Annotated in this window: 22 protein-coding genes, 1 rRNA gene and 1 riboswitch; of the genes, 3 read left to right on the plus strand and 20 right to left on the minus strand. The window is 40.6% G+C overall.

Annotated elements, in window-relative coordinates; translation table 11 throughout:
- Nucleotides 1-11 precede the first annotated feature (11 nt).
- From AC1D69_RS22875 to AC1D69_RS22885, 3 genes are all read right to left on the minus strand, one after another.
- The gene (locus tag AC1D69_RS22875) at nucleotides 12-1,178 is read right to left on the minus strand and encodes a resuscitation-promoting factor (RefSeq protein WP_495458439.1); all 1,167 of its coding nucleotides are present in this window, start codon (nucleotides 1,176-1,178) and stop codon (nucleotides 12-14) included.
- A 272-nt stretch (nucleotides 1,179-1,450) separates the two neighbouring features.
- Nucleotides 1,451-1,668: riboswitch (cyclic di-AMP (ydaO/yuaA leader) on the minus strand.
- A 201-nt stretch (nucleotides 1,669-1,869) separates the two neighbouring features.
- A complete protein-coding gene (locus AC1D69_RS22880) occupies nucleotides 1,870-2,640 on the minus strand; it encodes a TatD family hydrolase (RefSeq protein ID WP_495458440.1) in 771 nt (256 codons plus the stop codon).
- 41 nt (nucleotides 2,641-2,681) lie between these two features.
- Nucleotides 2,682-3,968 (minus strand): HD domain-containing protein, encoded by a 1,287-nt coding sequence (locus AC1D69_RS22885; RefSeq protein ID WP_495458441.1) that lies wholly within the window; start codon nucleotides 3,966-3,968, stop codon nucleotides 2,682-2,684.
- A gap of 298 nt (nucleotides 3,969-4,266) precedes the next feature.
- On the opposite strand from AC1D69_RS22885, the gene AC1D69_RS22890 reads away from it, so the two are divergent.
- The gene (locus AC1D69_RS22890) at nucleotides 4,267-4,521 is read left to right on the plus strand and encodes an AbrB/MazE/SpoVT family DNA-binding domain-containing protein (RefSeq protein ID WP_429374232.1); all 255 of its coding nucleotides are present in this window, start codon (nucleotides 4,267-4,269) and stop codon (nucleotides 4,519-4,521) included.
- 129 nt (nucleotides 4,522-4,650) lie between these two features.
- Here AC1D69_RS22890 and rsmI read toward each other — a convergent pair whose 3' ends face one another.
- The 10 genes from rsmI to AC1D69_RS22940 form a co-directional block, all read right to left on the minus strand.
- On the minus strand, nucleotides 4,651-5,535 hold the full coding sequence (gene rsmI / locus AC1D69_RS22895; RefSeq protein ID WP_495458442.1) for a 16S rRNA (cytidine(1402)-2'-O)-methyltransferase: 885 nt from the start codon (nucleotides 5,533-5,535) through the stop codon (nucleotides 4,651-4,653).
- 3 nt (nucleotides 5,536-5,538) lie between these two features.
- The gene (locus AC1D69_RS22900) at nucleotides 5,539-6,303 is read right to left on the minus strand and encodes a tRNA1(Val) (adenine(37)-N6)-methyltransferase (protein WP_495458443.1); all 765 of its coding nucleotides are present in this window, start codon (nucleotides 6,301-6,303) and stop codon (nucleotides 5,539-5,541) included.
- A gap of 78 nt (nucleotides 6,304-6,381) precedes the next feature.
- Nucleotides 6,382-6,741, minus strand: coding sequence for a DNA replication initiation control protein YabA (yabA, locus tag AC1D69_RS22905; protein WP_495458444.1), 360 nt, complete (start codon nucleotides 6,739-6,741; stop codon nucleotides 6,382-6,384).
- Nucleotides 6,742-6,771: 30 nt separating this feature from the next.
- Nucleotides 6,772-7,572 carry a PSP1 domain-containing protein gene (locus tag AC1D69_RS22910; RefSeq protein WP_495458445.1) on the minus strand — a complete coding sequence of 267 codons (801 nt, stop codon included), beginning with the start codon at nucleotides 7,570-7,572 and terminating at the stop codon, nucleotides 6,772-6,774.
- Nucleotides 7,573-7,633: 61 nt separating this feature from the next.
- Nucleotides 7,634-8,608: a DNA polymerase III subunit delta' gene (gene holB, locus AC1D69_RS22915; protein WP_495458446.1), complete on the minus strand. Its 975-nt coding sequence runs from the start codon at nucleotides 8,606-8,608 to the stop codon at nucleotides 7,634-7,636.
- Between the two features lie 44 nt (nucleotides 8,609-8,652).
- On the minus strand, nucleotides 8,653-9,096 hold the full coding sequence (locus tag AC1D69_RS22920) for a YaaR family protein (RefSeq protein WP_495458447.1): 444 nt from the start codon (nucleotides 9,094-9,096) through the stop codon (nucleotides 8,653-8,655).
- Between the two features lie 68 nt (nucleotides 9,097-9,164).
- A complete protein-coding gene (gene darA / locus AC1D69_RS22925; protein ID WP_495458448.1) occupies nucleotides 9,165-9,494 on the minus strand; it encodes a cyclic di-AMP receptor DarA in 330 nt (109 codons plus the stop codon).
- Between the two features lie 135 nt (nucleotides 9,495-9,629).
- Complete coding sequence (gene tmk / locus AC1D69_RS22930) at nucleotides 9,630-10,298, minus strand: dTMP kinase (protein ID WP_495458449.1); 669 nt, start codon at nucleotides 10,296-10,298, stop codon at nucleotides 9,630-9,632.
- A complete protein-coding gene (locus AC1D69_RS22935; protein WP_495458450.1) occupies nucleotides 10,288-11,937 on the minus strand; it encodes an aminotransferase class I/II-fold pyridoxal phosphate-dependent enzyme in 1,650 nt (549 codons plus the stop codon). Before AC1D69_RS22935 ends, tmk begins: the two co-directional genes overlap by 11 nt.
- Before the next feature lie 327 nt (nucleotides 11,938-12,264).
- A complete protein-coding gene (locus AC1D69_RS22940) occupies nucleotides 12,265-12,894 on the minus strand; it encodes an NAD(P)-dependent oxidoreductase (RefSeq protein ID WP_495458451.1) in 630 nt (209 codons plus the stop codon).
- A gap of 195 nt (nucleotides 12,895-13,089) precedes the next feature.
- Here AC1D69_RS22940 and AC1D69_RS22945 point away from each other — a divergent pair, with 195 nt between their 5' ends.
- Entirely contained in the window at nucleotides 13,090-13,560 is a 471-nt protein-coding gene (locus tag AC1D69_RS22945; RefSeq protein ID WP_495458452.1) for an Rrf2 family transcriptional regulator, read from the plus strand.
- Nucleotides 13,561-13,591: 31 nt separating this feature from the next.
- On the opposite strand, the gene AC1D69_RS22950 is transcribed toward AC1D69_RS22945, so the two are convergent.
- Nucleotides 13,592-13,777 (minus strand): sigma factor G inhibitor Gin, encoded by a 186-nt coding sequence (locus AC1D69_RS22950; protein WP_495458463.1) that lies wholly within the window; start codon nucleotides 13,775-13,777, stop codon nucleotides 13,592-13,594.
- Nucleotides 13,778-13,988: 211 nt separating this feature from the next.
- Between AC1D69_RS22950 and AC1D69_RS22955 the strand changes: the two genes are divergently transcribed.
- Nucleotides 13,989-14,513 carry a hypothetical protein gene (locus AC1D69_RS22955; protein ID WP_495458453.1) on the plus strand — a complete coding sequence of 175 codons (525 nt, stop codon included), beginning with the start codon at nucleotides 13,989-13,991 and terminating at the stop codon, nucleotides 14,511-14,513.
- Nucleotides 14,514-14,587: 74 nt separating this feature from the next.
- Here AC1D69_RS22955 and AC1D69_RS22960 read toward each other — a convergent pair whose 3' ends face one another.
- The 6 genes from AC1D69_RS22960 to rrf form a co-directional block, all read right to left on the minus strand.
- Nucleotides 14,588-15,004 carry a hypothetical protein gene (locus tag AC1D69_RS22960; protein WP_495458454.1) on the minus strand — a complete coding sequence of 139 codons (417 nt, stop codon included), beginning with the start codon at nucleotides 15,002-15,004 and terminating at the stop codon, nucleotides 14,588-14,590.
- Between the two features lie 183 nt (nucleotides 15,005-15,187).
- The gene (locus AC1D69_RS22965) at nucleotides 15,188-16,066 is read right to left on the minus strand and encodes a helix-turn-helix transcriptional regulator (RefSeq protein ID WP_495458455.1); all 879 of its coding nucleotides are present in this window, start codon (nucleotides 16,064-16,066) and stop codon (nucleotides 15,188-15,190) included.
- Nucleotides 16,067-16,223: 157 nt separating this feature from the next.
- Nucleotides 16,224-17,315 (minus strand): Gfo/Idh/MocA family protein, encoded by a 1,092-nt coding sequence (locus tag AC1D69_RS22970; RefSeq protein WP_495458456.1) that lies wholly within the window; start codon nucleotides 17,313-17,315, stop codon nucleotides 16,224-16,226.
- 154 nt (nucleotides 17,316-17,469) lie between these two features.
- On the minus strand, nucleotides 17,470-18,648 hold the full coding sequence (locus AC1D69_RS22975) for a Gfo/Idh/MocA family protein (protein WP_495458457.1): 1,179 nt from the start codon (nucleotides 18,646-18,648) through the stop codon (nucleotides 17,470-17,472).
- Between the two features lie 23 nt (nucleotides 18,649-18,671).
- Nucleotides 18,672-19,538 (minus strand): sugar phosphate isomerase/epimerase family protein, encoded by an 867-nt coding sequence (locus AC1D69_RS22980; protein ID WP_495458458.1) that lies wholly within the window; start codon nucleotides 19,536-19,538, stop codon nucleotides 18,672-18,674.
- 305 nt (nucleotides 19,539-19,843) lie between these two features.
- Nucleotides 19,844-19,956 (minus strand): 5S ribosomal RNA (rrf, locus tag AC1D69_RS22985); the annotation flags it as partial.

Consider the following 19,956-nt stretch of genomic DNA (forward strand, 5'->3'; position numbering starts at 1 on the left):
GTAAAACGTGTTTAGTTCAATTCCGGCTTGATCGGTCCAATCACATATACCGTTTTTCCGGACTTTCTTCCGAAATTACGTGCATTCTGTAAGGAATCATAATACACGTCAATTTTGTTCCCTTTTATAGCGCCGCCTGTATCTTCTGCACGACGGAAGCCAATACCTTCAATATACACCCACCACCCAATAGGGATAACTTTAGGGTCAACCGCAATGGTGCGCCCTTCTGTAACGCGTGTACCCGAAGCTGTCTTCGTACCTATTCCTGGTTCTTCAGAAGAATAGGCAGTCATAGAAACATTCTTAAGGACTTTCTTATATGTGAAATCGACTCCAGCCTTACTAGTCTTGTTATTCTGACTCACCTTTGTAACAGGGCTCTTCTTGCTGGTTTCTTTCTTAACTACTTTTGGGGATGCTATTACGACTGGCTTAGGTGCTTCTACCTTTGTACCTACAGCAATAACCTTATCTTGCCTGGTACTCCGCACTTCTTTACCAACTACCTTCATCGAGACAAACTGACCATCTTGAAATATCTTCTCGACATGATGGACAATGGCACCTGGCTGTCCATTTTGAACCACCTTAACATTTCCTTTTAGAATCGTAGGGTCTGAAGTCTTGATCACCTGAAAGGGGACTTCCTCTACGCGATCTACAATCTGTTTGTTAATCCGGACAACCTTGATATCCAATTGATTGGTAACTTTAGTTGTCAGTGCAGGAAATACCTTATCCGATTCGTTGAGAGAAACACCCATTTCCCGAATAGCCTCTTTCACCGAACCCTGCGTTGTAAGTATGGGATGGGATTTACCATCAACGGTAACATTAATTTTACTTGCCCGTTGAATTTGAACCTTATCCCCATCTTTAATTGTACCGTTCAATGCCATGGACACCTTATCTTTGGGTCCTAGTATGATGGCTTCTTCCTCAAGCATTTCTCGCAACAACGTATGATTTGTCTCAATGGCTTTAACCTGACCGTCTACCGACACATATACTTGTTTACGCGTTTGAATGCTGATTAATAAAAGAGCCATCAGGGTAATTGCAATTAAAACAATAGCTACAACAGAAATATTACGTACATATTCATGCTTCCAACGCGTTGCGTAAGTCATGCTGGATGATGATGAATCATGGGTTTCTTCATTCAAAATGCCCACTTTCCGATCCTCCTTCATAGCCTCGCCGTCTATGTAACCATATATGTAATCTGCGATTGACGTGACTATTTTAAATTTTTACAGGATACTTAACCACAAGTGTATCCTGCATCCTGTACCAGTCTGCTCGTGATGATTGTCACCCCCTGTTAAACAAGAGTATGATGACAATATTGTCTTTATTCAAAAATAAAAGAAGCCATAAGAAAGAGTTAGAGGAACTCTTTCGTGGCTTCCCGATCATGAATAGACGGAATTTGCATACACGAGGTTGCCTCTCTTCATAACGCTTACGAGGTTAGCTGTCGGGTTTGGACGAAAGAGAGCCGCCCGATCTTAGGTCTACCGCTCATGGCGGATGCCCTTGAATTCACCCCAAAGATCCAATAAAAGAAATCAAATACGTCATCCACCTGATATTTCATCAGTTTTTCTGCTCGTATTGGTTCCCCCGTTCTCCACACAATTGGAGATTTAGCGAGACTGGTTCAGGAAAATAATAAGCAATCAAAAAACGATCTACTCTTATCACTGAAAAGATAATATCGTGTTTTCATGCAAGTTGTAAAGCACTAATCAACCACAAAAATACGAATAAATAGTTAAAATATTGTAATATTATCGCTTTATATCATCATAAAACAAGTATTAGTCGCTTATTCTTCCTCTTTTGCTACATTTCCTCTCGTTTTTAACAAATCCCAAATAGTGACAGTGCATTTTGGGTAGTTATTTGGGCTAATTCTTCAATGTCAACCCCTTTAATCTGAGCAGCCGCTTCTGCCACTAACCTAACATGAGCAGACTCATTTCTCTTCCCACGATAAGGATGGGGAGTAAGATATGGGGAGTCTGTTTCGATCAATAATCGATCCATTGGAACCTGGGCTAATACCTCTTTTGGTTGCTTCGCATTTTTAAATGTGATGGGCCCACCAAATGATAAATGAAATCCCATATCAAGACACATTTTTGCCGTTTCCCAACTGCCTGAGTAGGAGTGCATCACCCCACCAACCTCGTGTGCTTTTTCCTCTCGTAAAATTCTTACCACATCTTCATGTGCATCTCTATTATGAATGACAATAGGCATGTTAATCTCACGAGCAAGTCCAATTTGCTGGCGTAGTACTTGTTGTTGAATATCTTTAGGTGAGGTATCCCAATAATAATCAAGTCCAATTTCACCAATGGCTACAACTTTCTCATGTTTACACAGGGACGCGATCCATTCCAGATCCCCTTCTTTCATCGTAATGGCATCTTGTGGATGCCATCCTACAGCAGCATAGATAAAATCATATTTCTCAGCTAGTGCCATTGTCGTCGGGATTGTCTCCCGATTAAAGCCAACATTTATCATTTTACCTACGCCATTTTTAACTGCACGTGCAATAACCTCTTCGCGGTCCTCGTCGAATTGCGGTGCGTCAAGATGAGTATGTGTGTCGAACAACATCATGGTATAACCCCCTCTTAATCTGGACAAACGCAAGCCTTTTATCAATAATCTTCAAAAATATGGGCAATAGAAGGAGAAAATAGCGATAAAGCCGCCTTCAACTTCTGTTCAGGATAATATAGGTGACATTTACCGCGATGTAGACCACTAATAGATCTTACAATTTCTGACACTTCAGAAATTTCTTTTAATTTTTCTTGTCGATCCAACAATAAAATATGTTTCTGACTCACTCCATCACTAGGATGAAATATATCGTAGGGAAGATCACTTGGGAAATCAATAACAAAGTCATAATTCGGATCTAAACCTGCTTGTATAAATGCCTGTCGAATCTCTTGAATCATGTCATTATTATCCGAATCTAATTCTACATATTTATACAGTCTACGATGCATGAATCGTTCACAGAGCTCACTTAGTATAGGATCCTGCTCCGTCACCCACTGCATAAATACAGTCAGAATGAGAGCCTCATCTAATTTCAAATATTGCTCAACATTCAATTTATCTTCAAATAAGTATATCAATGGCTTCATCATAAACTCAAATTTATATCCATTATTATATAATTCTTTTGCACGTCGAATGATTAAACGTAATACAATTTCTGAACTTCTTGTCACGGGATGAAAATACACTTGCCAGTACATTTGGTATCTTGACATAAGATAATCTTCAACAGCATGCATTCCAGATTCCTTCACCACGATTCGTTCATGATGGGGTCTCAGCATTCTGATAATCCGATCGATATCAATCGTACCGTAATTTACTCCAGTATAGTATGCGTCACGAAGCAGATAATCCATTCGGTCAGCATCAAGTGGACTAGATATGAGATTTACTACAATGGGTTTATCATAAGTTTTTGCAATGACTGAAGCAACCTTTGTCGGTAACTCAGGATCTACCTCAAATAGAATATTATTTATTTCTGTATCACCTAGAACGATGCGACATGTCCAATCCTCATGATTCATATCGAAGGCTTCTTCTATAGAGTGGGAAAAGGGACCATGTCCAACATCATGTAGCAAAGCAGCGCAAAGGGTTAGTAATTTCTCCTCTTTAGGCCATTCTGTATATTCATTTCTCTCAAATGATGAAATGATTTGCCTTGTAATTTCATAGACTCCTAATGAATGTGAGAAACGACTGTGTTCAGCTCCATGAAAAGTGAAAAAGGATGTTCCCAATTGACGTATACGGCGTAGTCGTTGAAACTCAGGCGTATTAATCAACCGCCAGATTGTCACATCTTGCACATAAATGTAATTATGAACTGGATCTTTGAATACCTTTTCTTCATTTAGAGGACACATCATAACATTTTGCCACTCCTTTGTGGGATACATCATTTAAAGGAAACGTTGAACAATGTCGAACTATGTACTATTTTGTTCATTTATGAATGGTTAAATCGACAACTGATGTAATCATTTAATACCCTTATCTTAACCCTTTTATCTTATATATCAACACTTTTTCAATATTTCAACGTCAATTTATTAAAATTTATAGGTTGACTAATTTGGGAAAGGTTGGTATTGTAATATCATTAAAACAAGAATGTTGTCGAATCGTGACATTTAGGATGAGCAATTGAGAGGAGCAAATATAATTATGATGAAATCAACAGGAATTGTAAGAAAAGTAGATGAACTTGGACGGGTTGTTATTCCGATTGAATTGCGTCGTACTCTAGGTATAGGAGAAAAAGACGCTTTAGAAATCTACGTTGATGGAGAGCGTATCATGCTTAAGAAGTATGAACCAGCTTGTATCTTCTGTGGTAATGCAGAAAACGTAATATATTTCAAAGGTAAAATTGTTTGCAACGAATGTATTTCCGAAATTCCTGTACCTGTGACAATTTAATAAAAATAGGTTATAATAGAAATAATTAATTTAGTAATTCAAACCTTTTTCATATCTCCTTAATGTCTTCCTAGCTTTGACTCAAAGCTTATGGAAGACATTTTTTTTGTTTATTTCTATAACATGATTTTAAAGCAATGAATTATAAATATCCCGCTTAGAAACGCCACGATCATTAGCTGTTTTTTTCATCGCATCTTTTTTTGAATCGCCCATTTTTTCGTAATGATTCACATGTTCCTCTATAGATAACTCCTGCCACCATGCTTCTCTCTGTGTCTTCTCTTCTTCCTGACTGGCACCTTCTACAACGATGACATATTCTCCAATAGGTGAATGTTCATCTAACCATACCAAGCAATCCTCAATACTACCCCGAACAATCTCTTCATACCTCTTAGTCAATTCACGAGCAAGAACGACCTGACGATTACCTAGTCCATCTAGAAGGTATCCCAATGTCTTTACAATACGGTGTGGAGACTCATAGAATAACAAGGTTCCTTGTCCATACTGGAGAGAAGACAGCACCATCTGAATATCCTTGCGGTCACGAGGTAGGAATCCAGCAAAAGTGAACCGCTCCGTAGATAATCCAGATACAATTAATGCCGATAGTGCAGCATTAGCCCCCGGAATAGGAATGACCGGAATTCCTTCAGCAATGGCTAACTTCACCAGGTCTGATCCTGGGTCAGAAATGGCCGGAAGACCTGCATCACTGACCAAGGCTAAATTTTTTCCTTCTATTATATACCGAATTAATTCAGGGCCACTCGCGGCCTTATTGTGCTCATGATAACTAAAGAATAATTGTGGTGTTATTTCAAAATGAGTTAATAATTTTCGTGTCTGACGTGTATCTTCAGCTGCAATAATATCGCATTCTTTTAATATTCTAATCGCACGAAACGTGATGTCCTCTAAATTACCTATCGGTGTGCCTACAAGGTATAATGCACCACACGTCCGTGAATCTTCCCCTTGAAAGCTACTTTGCTTGTGTACACTCATATGTCACCCTCTTTTGATCTCATTTGATCCATAGTAAATATCTATTAGCTCCTGGCAATAGTCATTTTGCTCATTATAAACAATCAGTGGAGGGAGAATTCGAACTTCTGGCTTCCCATCTCGTAATGCCTCAATTAATACCATGTTAGCCTCGGAATGTGCACGAGAATGAACAAAACGAATTCGCTTCGGTTCCAGTCTATTCTCCCTCATTAATGTAATTAGTTCACCCAATCGCTGAGGTTTATGCACCATATTCACTTTTCCACCTGTTCGCACTAGACGAGAGCAAGCTTGTATGACCTCCTCAAGCGTACAATGAATCTCATGACGGGCTATCGCTTGATGTTCATTTAGCTTAATATCGCTGCCATTCATCGGCATATAAGGTGGGTTCACTGTAATTGCATCATATACACCATGGCCCGTTTCCTTATATAGCTCACGTAGATCTCCTTCTCTGATTACAATGGAATCGTCTAATCCATTAAGTTGTACGCTGCGACGAGCCATATTAGCCAATCTTGGTTGAATTTCAATACCTTCTATAGAAGCTTGGGTTCGGGAACTTAACAATAGAGGAATAACCCCATTCCCGGTACATAAATCTAATATACGTCCTTTTGGCGGAACGCTTGCGAAACGGGCTAACAGAACGGCATCCATCGAAAAACTGAATACTTCATCACTCTGAATAATCCGTAGATCATGTGTTAATAGATCATCAAGGCGTTCTGATGGCTGTAGAATAACTTCATCTATACTCATATACCCAATCCTTACATCAATTATTATGCTCCATGCTTCAAAAAAACCGTAGGCAATTTCTCCTACGGCTTGTTTGTGCTATTTATTCAAGAATGACAGACAGAAAAGGCAGTCGCCTTCTGTTCGTAAATGCCCATAATAGACATTACAAATATGGAAGCCTTCGTGATACAACCTTGCAAGGTTATCATATCCCTCTCCAACGACATCTTCTGGTACTTCATGAGGAAGATGCGGTGTAGCAGATGCAACTTTTTCTTCCATAAGCTGAGCTTCTCTTTTTAAAATAATCCGAAGCCGCTCATTCTCAAGAATAAGTCGATTATTCTCTTCAAGAAGTTCTTTAACAAGTAGCTTTAACTCACCTAAATCACTGTGCATGTGTTCCATTTGTGCTTCCATTTCCTGCATGCGTAGAAATACATTTTTCTTTTCCATGTTTCCACCCCGAACAGTAACCTCATTGGTCTACTTGATGACAACGTCATCCATTGGAAGTTCCTTAACTTTGCCCAATTCGAACAATTGCACGTGAACGCTGCGACTGCTAGCATTAATTCCTACGACTTTACCATCTCCCAAGGCAGTGACCACCATTTTACCAACGGCAGGCAGTTCCTCTCTTACACTTTCGTAGTTATCATGCTCAAACTTGAGGCAACACATGAGTCTTCCACATAATCCAGAAATTTTGGTCGGATTCAACGACAAGCGTTGATCTTTTGCCATCTTAATTGATACTGGCTCGAAATCTCCGAGCCATGATGAACAACATAGAATTCGCCCGCATGGGCCAATTCCACCCAGCATCTTGGCTTCATCTCTTACGCCAATTTGTCTCAGCTCAATTCTTGTTCTGAAAATGCTTGCAAGATCTTTAACAAGCTCTCGGAAATCTACTCTTCCTTCAGCTGTGAAATAAAAAATAATTTTGTTTCGGTCAAACGTAAATTCTACGTCCACAAGCTTCATTTTGAGTTCGTGGTCCCGAATTTTATTTAAACAGGTAGCAAACGCATCTTTTGCTGCCAATTGATTCTCCTCCACAATGCTAGCGTCGGAATCACTGGCGATACGAATAACCTTCTTCAGTGGTAAGACCACATCTGATTCGTGTACCTCTTTTTTCCCAACAACAACTTTTCCATATTCGATCCCTCGCGCTGTTTCAACGATAACGCTATGATCCTTCATAATAGGGAAGTCCAATGGATCGAAATAATAGATTTTACCGGCTTTTTTAAACCGGACACCCACTACACAGTACAAAAACTAACCCCCTACCATCACATCTTGGTGTTTCCTAAAGAAGCACTGAGTCTAGCAGCTATTAACTTTCTAGTCCCATTAGAAACTGTTCCAGACAGAGTTGTCCATTCACATTGTATCGCAACTTTTTCTTTCCTTCTGCCGCCAGATCCATATAGGAGATCCACTGAGCAGAACTTCGTGAATACGCCTGTGATGACAAATACTCCAGCTGATCTATGAAAACGATACTTTCGTGCCTTTCGTATTGAACATGCAGCATATCTTTAAACCACAAGTGAAACAGGTTAAAGAGAATATCTAGGTGCTCTGAGAGTCCCGCTTTGAACAACTTCGTCCCTGCAGTAATGAGTGACGTGCTGCCTCTGCCCATAGACTCCTTTCCTAATTGTAACACTACGTTTCTAATTTCTGCAAACCAATTCTGCTCAAGAAGTTCCCTACATCCTTCCAATCCAGATGATAGATGCACCGCACAGCGAACTAACGGTGAAGGATAACCTTCATGAATAAGGACCTGAAGCATCATGGTTTCACTTAAAGGGCTAAAGGGTACGCGTTGAGATCGAGATTGAATCGTCGGTAGTAGGGATTGTACATTCTCTGCAATCAGAATGGCAACTGCAGGAATTGGTGGCTCTTCCAGAAACTTAAGCAAGCTATTTGCTGCTTGGTTCGTCATTGTATCCGCTTGATCAATAATATATACCTTCGGATTCTTCGATTCCGAACGATAGGAAAAGACCCGCTGTAATCCGCGGATCTGGTCAATTTTGATGGAAGCTCCGTCAGGATTGATTAGAGTTAGATCCGGATGATTACCATGCTCGACTTTACGGCATTCCAAACAATTTCCACAAGCATCATCTTTACTCTCCGTACAGAATAATGCTTGTGCAAATGCGAGCGCAGTCTTCATCTGACCACTACCTGCTGGACCATTAAATAAGTATGCGTGACTAACAGTATCTTTGCGTAGACCATTCTGAAGCATCTGCTTCGCAGTTTCCTGGCCTAAAATATCATTAAAAGACATAAATCCTCTTTTCCTGGGTGAATACTGTCAAGGTTGCCATCATATTAAAAACATAAGTTAATGAGCATTCCTCGAATTTCGCCCATTTGTTGCAAAAGGTCTATTTTACCTTCTTCACTATCTAATAATTCATCAGCCATGGCTAATAACGCAGCATCTACCTCATCTATCAACTTGTAGCGTTTTCCACGTCCACGTCGATCCCAGCCTTTGGTATCCTTCATCGATACACCACGACGAACTGTATCTTCAAGGAATCGCTTAACCATCGCACGATAGGCCTTTAGCTCACGTATCGTCATTGACCTAGCAAGGCGATCACCCTGCATTTGGATCTCTTTGAGACGTCGACCTAGCTCTTCCTGTGTTGCCTGATGTCCCTGTTGTTGAATAACATCAGAGAACGATCTCTGTTGAATAGGTTTCGCGCCGCTATCTACAATCGGTACTTCACTTTTAATAGGTCTATAACCCGGGTTTATTTTCAAAGGATATCTCCTGCTTTCATGATACTCCCATTAGATTCAATTAATGCTGTTAACCATTGCTTCTTTTTCTAGAAATGCTCAAAGCGCTCTACTGGCATTACAAATACGGTTGCTCCACCCACTTGCACTTCTACTGGAAGCGGCAAATAGGAATCTGTTGTCCCGCTCATTGGAGTGACAGGCGTAACCAATTGCTCTCGAACCTTACAACTCTTATTAATGACGCTCATAACAGCCTCAACCTGACTATCATCAATCCCAATCATAAAAGTTGTATTACCTGCCCGAAGAAATCCTCCTGTACTCGCAAGTTTTGTTGCACGAAAGTTCGCCTTAACCAATTCCCCTGAGAGTCTGTTACTATCTTTATCTTGTACAATCGCAATGATTAATTTCATCTTGCATTCCTCCTCATCTAAATAGAGTTCTTAATCTGTATACTTCTTAACTCCATAACAGAGATCTAAGTGAAGTTACCTTCTCTCATCTTTGAACCATTTAATGTGAATGCGAAACATGACGGATATCATCACTTACTTATTCTTATTTGACAATGACCCATTAAAACCCTTTAAAATACCCTTTTCCATCTTAGAAATAATATCGTTTCTGACTTGAATTAGGCTCTGTTCTGCATTAATTGTAATCACTCTCTCCGGGTATTGTGCCGCAATGATGTGGTAACCCTCGCGGACCTTATGATGAAAATCTATATTTTCCATATCTAGTCGATTCACTTCGCGCTCCTGACTAGCCGCGATTCGTGATAACCCCACTTCAGGATTAATGTCCAAATAGAATGTCACATCGGGCATAAGAGACTCAATAGCGAATTGATTAATACTCCAGACTTCTTCCATCCCTAACCCTCGTGCGTAGCCTTGATAAGCTAGACTGCTATCGACAAATCGATCACAGATAACCGTGATTCCTTCTTCTAGGGACGGTCTTACCTTTTCCACTAAATGTTGCCGACGAGCAGCAGCATACAGTAAAGCTTCTGTTCGTGCATCCATCTTCGTATGCTTCGTATCTAGTATGACATCACGAATCTTCTCTGCTATATCAATGCCACCCGGTTCCCGGGTAAACATATGGGGTATGGAACGACTTTCAAAATAGGTACTTAATTGACTAAGAACGGAGGTCTTACCAGATCCATCTCCACCCTCAAATGTAATAAACTTTCCCTTAAGATTCATGCATTTCCTGCTTTCTGTCCTTCTTAAAGACCATAATACTGTGTAATTCGGGGTCTGCAGCGGCATGGCACTTAGCTCCTGCTTGAGATAATACAAGAAGACGTTCCTGAGTATCTTTAGAGATACTCTCGCCCATATATAACAATGGTATACCTGGGGGATACGGAATAATCATCTCGGCTGCTACCCTCCCTCCACATTGCTCTAGAGGTATTGATTCGACCTGTTCTGACGACACTGGCTTCATATTAAAGGAGATGGGTGTCGAAACAGAGTTTCTCATAATGTTCCACGTGGAAAATTCGACAGCATTCTTCATGGCCAATGTATTCTCTTCTGAGTGGGTATCTACCCCTATTACAGATATATGCTGAAGGGCCCTCAAAAGGTGATTAGCATCCTCCATCGTGGATCCTAAGCTAAAGAGTAAGACGACGTATCGTTCGTCGCTCATCTCTGGAATGCAGCCCTGCGCCTCTAAATGGCGCTGAAGCTCATATCCACTCAGGGTCCCTGTGCCGTCATAAATGACGGCTTTGAAGGGATCCTGCGAGGTATACGCCGCGGCGAAGCCGGCTGGCTGCTGCGGTTGCAGCAGCCCGAAGCGCGGGAGCTCCGCGAGCCCGCGCTTGAAGGCATCCACGGCGGCGAGCCCCGCCGTGAAGATGGCCGCACCGCCTGTGTGCAACAGGCGACGGGCTAGATCGAGCGAAGCCATCATAGGATATGATGGGCTGGAGCTCTGGACCATGGCTAGCCGCTGGCGTAGCAGCGTGCGGTCTAGCCGTGGGCCCTGCACATGTAGCATAGCGCCCATGGTGAGTGCCGACAGCATTTTGTGCGTCGATTGTACGACGCCATCTGCTCCACAGGATAAGGCGCTTGCTGGTAGCGATGGATGTTGCCCATAATGTGCACCATGGGCCTCATCTACTAGCAGCGGCACATCATATCTGTGGCATGCTTCTACCAACGATGCCATATCCGTCCCCATACCATAATAATTGGGCATGGTGACAAGCACTCCCTTGGTATGTGGATACTTCTCTAATGCTGCGGTAACCTGATCTGCTGTAGGGGCTGTCGCTAATCCACTAATAGGATCGACTTGAGGCTGTAAGAATACAGCCTGCGCTCCAGCCAACATTAAACCATGCAATACCGATTTGTGCACATTACGTTGGACGAGTAATAACTCACCTGGGGCAGAACATACGGTTAGAATCAAGGCTAAGTTTCCTACCGTACTTCCTCCAACAAGAAAGAAACTCTCTTCTGCACCGAAACAATTCGCCGCCAGTTGTTGTGCCTCAAGAATAACTCCTTCGGGATGATGAAGATCATCGGTTCCTATAATCTCAGTAACATCAATCTCCATCATCTCAGATAGTATTCCCGCTCCCCCACTGGAAGCGTAAGCTTGGCCATTTTTGTGCCCAGGAACATGAAATGAGGCTCGTTTTGCCCTTTTATATTCAAGTAACGCTTCATACAGCGGTGCCTCTTCCTTATTCAAATCACACAGACTCCCTCGAGTTTTCTCTTGTTCCCGACCTGATACCTCAGATTCATGGTACTGATGTAGTAACTCTCTTTCTTGCTTCATTAATAGTTCGGAGTCTTTCCGTTTCTTAGTCACCTTAACTGTTCACTCATCTAATACACTAAAACTCATGTAATACTTGTACAGTTTGGTTATATTTATTTTAGATATAAAACTATCTATCTCTATTTTATCGTAATTTATTCATATCGCCTATCCTTACCTCAGTTTTAATGAATATCTCATAGGAATACCTATATTCTCATAATACCCAACTCAAGACAGAAAAACCCATAGTATACATCGATACTATAGGAATTTTCCACTATCACTATATTTAGTTAACTCACTAGTAGCCTAACGAACTTTAAACATGTCAAACCCAACTCATATATGATGATTCCTTATAATGAAATCTTTAGTTTATACGGACGCCACTGTGAAGCGCTCTTTACGATGCTTGGGCTGTTCAATCTCGTCTAATAAAGCGACTGCATAATCTTCCATACTAATATAACTTCTACCTTCCTTACTCACGAGCAGGTGATCCTTCCCTGATTGATACTGACCCGTTCCTTCTCCTGGCTCAATCTCTGCTGCAGGACTAATAAATGTCCAGTCAATGATATTATCTGCTAAGTATAATGAGAGTGCTTTCCCTTGATTTGTGGCCGTTGGTAAATAGATATCGGGGAATTCCGGTGTGTCGAACACTCTAGTTCCTTGATTATCTACATATAGACTTCCTGCACCACCAACAACCAATAAACGAGTATTAGGTGCTTTACTTGCTAAATCTATTAGTTTTTTATTGGCATCTATGTGTAAATGTTCTTCGCCAGGTTTCGTACCATAAGCACTTACAACAACACCAAATGCTTGTAATTCATTCGTTAGCTCAAAAACATCCTTCTCAATCACAGCAATGTCACCTAAATCTTTAACCTTATTAGAATTCCGTACAATTGCTGTAACTTCATGACCTCGACTTAAGGCTTCTCGTACGACGCGACTTCCAATTCGCCCACTTGCACCAATCACTGCAATATTCAACCGGAACAACTCCTTTAGTTATTTATTATTCATCACTTGTAACGATTATAGTTACAGGTTGACTCAATGTCAATTCTCCATCCTTGGAATAACTGTTGGATCCCATTATGCTATAATGTAACTAAATCTGATTCATCCTATGTTTGTCCTATTTTGTGATTGAGAATACCTATTTCGTTTGTGGAGGAATGCATCATGGCCATCAGCAGTCGCCTTTCTGTAGCCGTTCATATATTATCCTTATTGGAAATATCTAAAAATGAAAAATTAACCTCTGAGTTTATTGCTAGCAGTGTAAATACGAATTCAGTGGTAGTACGCCGCATTATGGGCATGATGAATAAAGCTAGAATTATTATTACCTCTCCTGGTGTAGCTGGCGCAGTGATCACTAGACCCATCTCACAAATTACCTTATTAGATGTTTACCTAGCTGTTGAATCAGAACACCAAGATTCCTTATTCTCGATTCATAATAAGCCCAATCCTAATTGCCCCATTGGCAAAAATATTCAACATACACTTGATCATCGGTTCACTCAAGCACAACGTGCCATGGAGAATGAGTTAGCTAACATTACTATAGAAGAAATAGTCTCAGATCTTTTACGTCAGGACTCTCCCATCTCTTCTCCTTCCATACAAACAAAAAAAGAGCAGCTATAAATGTTAGCTACCCTTTGTTCATAAATATGAACTATACATTGACTTGCATACTTATTTGCTTCATTTGATGAATAAAATAATGATACTTCGCTTCCTCCGCATCCGTATGCACCATTTCCGATTCGCAAGCTTCGCAGATAAATTGAGATAAAATACTTATCCCTTCCTCTTTACCTTGCCCGCAAATAATACAGACGTGTTCGGTATGATCTTCCATCATCCATCCCACCTTGTCCTTTTTCCTATCAGTATGAACCAGTTTCTACTATTTTAAACCTTTTCATAGAACCTTTATATGGTCCTCGTTCGTTTTAATATAAGTATTCAGCTATATCTTTCTTGGTGTCTGTACTTAAAACATCTTTACAAAAACTCTAGTATAACCGATATAACTTATAAATGACCTCAAAGGGGGAAAGTTATAATATATGACAGACAAGATGGAGACTAATGCTACCCTTTATCAGTACAAACTTATAAAAAAGGTCGCCATTACCCAGAAAACGAGCGCGCTTTATTTACTTCTTCCCATACTTGCAGCAATTGTAGAAATGATTCTTATTTCTTGGACTAGTATCTTCTATTTCTTATTAGCCCTTCCCATTGTAGTATGGATTCATTATGTTATATCTCACTCAACTGTATTGATTACAGCATACCGTTTACGCAAACGTTGGGCATTCTCCATGAAACTCCCTTGGATGGGTTATATGCCTAATCAATATATTAGTTATAGACTATTTCTTAAAGTTAATTTACACACCATATGGATAGGATTTTGCCTATTTGCCATTCTTATCTTTTGGTCACCCTTATCATTTGTCCTTGGGTTAATGTTCTGGCATATATGGTTTATAATCCCCCGTTTATATGCAATCACCCATCTTCCTCGTACGCAAAAGGACGGCATGTTGAAATTTAACTCAGAAGATATCTCCTATTATAAACAGTGACAATTTAATCAAACACGACGATCCGTTGTTACAACAAGAAAAGGACCTTCTTCCACTAAGGAAAAGGTCCTTTTCTATTTATTATCTAAGCTTCTCATAGCCGATTTATCTGTAGCCTTAGGCACCATAATTACAAAAAAATCATCATGTACTGTAACCTGTACCACTTTATTGTCCTTTTTGAACACGCGAACAGCCTCACGTTGTTCATCTGCAACCTCTTGCCAACCCCACTCTGTAATGGTTTGTAAATAAGCTTCAGGAAAAACATTGCTTTCCTTAAGTCCAGATAAGGAATAATGAATAACATTCATCTCTGAATTAGCCGCAGAACGATCTTTCTTATTTGCTTCCTTTGGAACGGGGAAACTTTTCTCATTTGCTGCACCTTCAAAGGATACCCATAAAGGTTCCGAGTTCCCACACCCGACTAGAACGGTCATTACAATACATAACAGAACGAGAGCACGCAGCCATGTTATTCCACGCATGAATGTCCTCCTTACTTCTTTTCGCGATTAGGACGAAAGTGACGTATTTCTGCTCTGTAGAACCTATCTCACTCTGTTAATCCTATTTTGTACTATATTATTATACTTGCAAGACTATAACCTTCGGTAACAAAACTGTTAACTCTTTTTCAGTCCACTCTACATCACAACAATCTATCATTATTACCTTAGGTTCGAGGAGCTAGCCTTTTCCCTCATTCTCAAACGGTACATATCTGGCGTACAGCCTACCGTTTGCTTAAATATACGACTGAAGTGGGGTAGATGTTTGAATCCAGATTGCTTGCTTACCTCCGTCACTGACCGCTCAGGTTCTATCCAGAATAATAACTTAGCCTGATTAATTCGGCGATCTGACAGATACTTAAAGATCGTAGTTCCAGTCATCTCCTTAAAAAGGATAGCTAAATAATGCTTACTTAAATGTAACTCCTGAGCAATTTGGTCCATATCCACTTCATGCATATAGTGTTCTTCTAAATAAGTAATTATTTTTTGTACATAGTTCTCTTTATCAGTACGCAAGTGTCCTTCTCTCACCTTGTTCTGGCACAGACCTGCAATCATAAATAGTAAATCACTTAACCGCAATACTAGTCTCTCTATATCATATTTCGACTTCGACCTATGTATTTCATTCATATTCGCAAGTAGTATTTCAAATTGTTGCCTTTGCGACGGGGATAAAGAAATCCGGCAGTTACGTAATTCTTCAAAAGGTTGGGTTAATGTAATGGCCATAGACCGCTGTAAATATTGCTCTAACATAGATGGTTCAAAATGAATGACCGTCCGAATATAAGGTACGTCAGGAGACGGATTCGGCATATGTAGGGTCATTCCGTGCATGAGAATTAAATCACCAGGCTCAAGAATATAAACACGGTCACCAATAAGATAGGTACAGTGCCCCTCGTGAAAATAATATACTTCATAGAGGCCATGAGAATGAAACCTATCTCGCTCTTTATTATCAAAAATAGGTTCGTCCGAACGATAATTAAAATTTAATGGTTCATTCAACTGTAATGAATAGGGCATACCAAGCCGCCTCCTAACTCGTAAACATACTTCTATTGTATCATTTGAGGAGAATCATTGGCTAAGAAGATCTAATACCTCTATTCAATTTCGTCATTTCAAAAAAATAACACTGTAAGCACTCGGCTTATCAGTGTTATTGGGCATTCGTGATCCATTATGTTAATGAATATGATGGTAATATTATGGCCCTCTTTTGCGCAATTAAGCACAGTTCTGCTGCCTTAAAGGCGTGTTCCTGTGTCATTGCTACCTCTGTACGATCCATACAATCCCTTATTAGCTGCCCGAAAAAGGGATACCCTACCTGTCCATGGACTCCAAAATGGTGTTCCCCTTCATGGTTAACCAAATACACTTGATCACCCTGTGGATCTCTTCCTATATCAATATACTTCCTCAATTCGATATAACCATCGGTTCCTAGAATGACTGTCCGCCCATCTCCCCAGGTTCCAAGACCTTCTGGTGTAAACCAATCTACTCGGAAATAATGTGTTGCCCCATTATCACCCACAAGCATAGCATCGCCGAAGTCCTCAAGCTCTGGATATTGCGGATGATTGTAATTCCCTACCTGACTATAAGAAACACTAGCATCCTTGCAAGACGCAAAAGCAAGAAACTGTTCTATCTGATGACTACCAATGTCACATAAAATACCTCCATATTGCTCGTGGTTAAAAAACCAATCAGGACGAGATTTCGCATTTAAACGATGTGGCCCAGTTCCCATCACTTGAATAACCCTACCTATCGCCCCATCCTTGATTAATTGATTCGCATAGACAGCACTCTCGACATGTAGTCGTTCACTGTAATACACCATATACTTGCATCCTGTATTACTTACTTGAACACGCGCTGCTTCTAATTGATCCAACGTCGTAAATGGAGCTTTATCTGTGAAATAGTCTTTACCTTTCTCCATTACGCGTATCCCTAGTGCTCCACGCTCTGAAGGAATAGCGGCACTAGCGACTAATTTCACTTCATCATCTTCTAATACCTGATCTTCCGTCATGGCTACCTTTACATCAGGAAACGCTTTGCAAAATGCCCTCACCTTATTAACATCCGGATCATAGACCCACTTTAACGTTGCTCCAGCTTCTATTAATCCGTTACACATACCGTAAATATGACCATGATCCAAAGCTACTGCCGCAATAGTGAATTCACCTACACCACAAACCGGTTGTGGCTTCTGACTTTTAGGTGCGTAGAACATCCCATCTTTAGATGTCATTGATATTCCTCCTCATTTTCATACTAAGAAAAATATATCCCCCGAATCCTGAATCGCTCTATTCATTAAAATCGTTCAATTTTAACATACGCTATTATTAGTAGTACCCTTTTTTAGTACGTGAGTTAAAATAGCCTTTATGCTATCTTCTGTTCTAATTACCAAACGTCTTAGAGATATCCACAGCTTCAGAATCATTATTCGAATTCCCTTTTTTCTCGTCTGTGGATGAATTAATTCGTTGTTGTAATTGTTCCAGGAATAACTCTTCATCTATCGGCAACGTAACCCAGTCATCTAACCATGTGGATAAGTACATCGCATTTGAAAGACTTAAGCCCTTAATTCCTTCCTCCCCAGGTGCCAGTAGAGCCGTGCCCTTTGTGATTGCCTCTATCCAATTCTCAATGATCCCAGGATGTCCTGTCTCTTTACCCATAATAGGAATATCACACTTCCAATGTTCGGGTTCGCCAAATCCCCCTTTATAACGCTGATTGAATTCACTCTCCAGCTCTCTCAAGCGCCAGAATGTCATATGTCCGTCCTCTATCACAATTTTTCCGCGGTCTCCTGTCACTTCTAGCCGATTCGTACCAGGTGCTTCACCTGTTGTTGTTACAAAGACTCCACTAGCCCCATTGGCGTATTCAACATAAGCTGTAACATCATCTTCAACTTCAATATTTCTATATTTTCCAAAAGAGCAAAAAGCTCTTACCCTGATTGGCATCATTCCTATAGCCCATTGCCATAGATCAAGCTGATGAGGATCTTGATTAATGAGTACGCCCCCACCTTCACCACTCCACGTAGCACGCCATCCACCCGAATCATAATAGCTTTGCGAACGATACCAATTGGTTATGATCCAGTTCGTTCGGCGAATTTCTCCAAGCTCTCCTGAAGCAATGATATCCTTTAACTTCAGATAAAGTGGATTGGTACGCTGGTTATACATAATACTGAATACTTTACCACTCTTTACAGCTGCTTCATTCATTTCACGAACCTGTTTAGTATACACGCCCGCTGGCTTCTCAATGAGTACATGGAGACCACGTTCAAAAGCCTGAATAGCAAGCTGCGGATGGCTGTAATGAGGGGTAGCAATTAATATCGCATCTATTGTCCCGGAATCCATCATCTGTTCAGCATCACTCCAACAGTGGACAGACTCAGGTAAGTTATCTTGAGTCCATTGCTCAGCTGACACCTTGATATCACAAACAGCTGTTAAGATAGCATTGGGGATAGCACCTGAGGCTAGTGTCCGAGCATGTGATGTCCCCATATTTCCTATTCCGATAATTCCTACTCTTATTTTGTCCAAGTCAGTCCCCTCCATTATTCGCTCTATAACTGCTTCTGTAGCAACCTAAATAGGTCCGCATTATGTTGAAGCATATTTTTTGAATCGTATATTCCACTAAAATCCTCTATCCCGACATATCCATCGTACCCTACAGCATGTAGATCTTGCATAACTTCGAGCCACGGTACAATTCCCTGATCCATAGGAGCCCACTTACCTTCCCATTGGGTATATCCAATCTCCGTATGCTTAGTTCCCTTCCTTGGGGACCATATGGCATTCTTCATATGTACATGAGCTAAATAGGGCCCTAAAAGTTCAAGCCCCATCCGGTAGTTCTCATAGCCTTCAAATACCATATTACCTGGATCATAAAGTACACCAACATGTTTAGGATCAAAGGACTCCACTAATCGATAGGCTAGGCTCGCACTAGGAGCAATAGTCATGTGATGTGTCTCTACTAACGCCTTTACCTGATACTGTTGAGCGTATTCTTGCACCTGAGATAAATATTGAATGGCTGTTTTGTATATATCCTGATACGACTGACTTCGATAGTAACCTGGCACTCCCACTCTGACCATAGACGCACCTAGGCGAGCAGCAGCCTTAAAGGCTAGTTCTGTTGCAAATATATCCTTACAGTCTAGATATGGTACGAGGGCAATCGATTTCAAATTATATGTTAATGCAACATCTACACATTCTATAATATCCCCTTCCCATTTCTCGGGATCAATGGAACACCGATTATGACGCCAATAAGATGGTGATTCCTCTAATGCATCATCTGATATACCCTTAAACCGCCACTCAATTCCCTCTATTCCAGAGGAGGCTGCTGCTGCACCCAGTTCACGTGGTGTTAAATCCGGTACGGACACAGTAAAAACAGATAATTTCATTTCATTGTTCATCTCCTTGGACTCAAGCTCACATGTAGGATCAGCTGTCATAACGAGTTTAGCATACCTAATATGCAGATAAAGAGGATTAAAGAAAGATAACACGCAGAGTTAAATCATTAAACATATTCATTAATTTCATATCACATATCTATTAGACATATCGCATCTCTAATTAATAAATGCGTCGCAACAAGGAATTATTTAAATATTAATTACCTAATTGTAGTTAATGTCTCACATTCTAAATCTTTAAAAAAACGCAAAAAAAACCACCATTGATCGAAATCAACAGTGGTTCTTGTGCTTGGCGGCGTCCTACTCTCCCAGGACCCTGCGGTCCAAGTACCATCGGCGCTGGAGGACTTAACGGTCGTGTTCGGGATGGGTACGTGTGGAACCCCTCCGCTATCGCCAC

Source organism: Paenibacillus sp. Y301 (genome assembly GCF_059445505.1).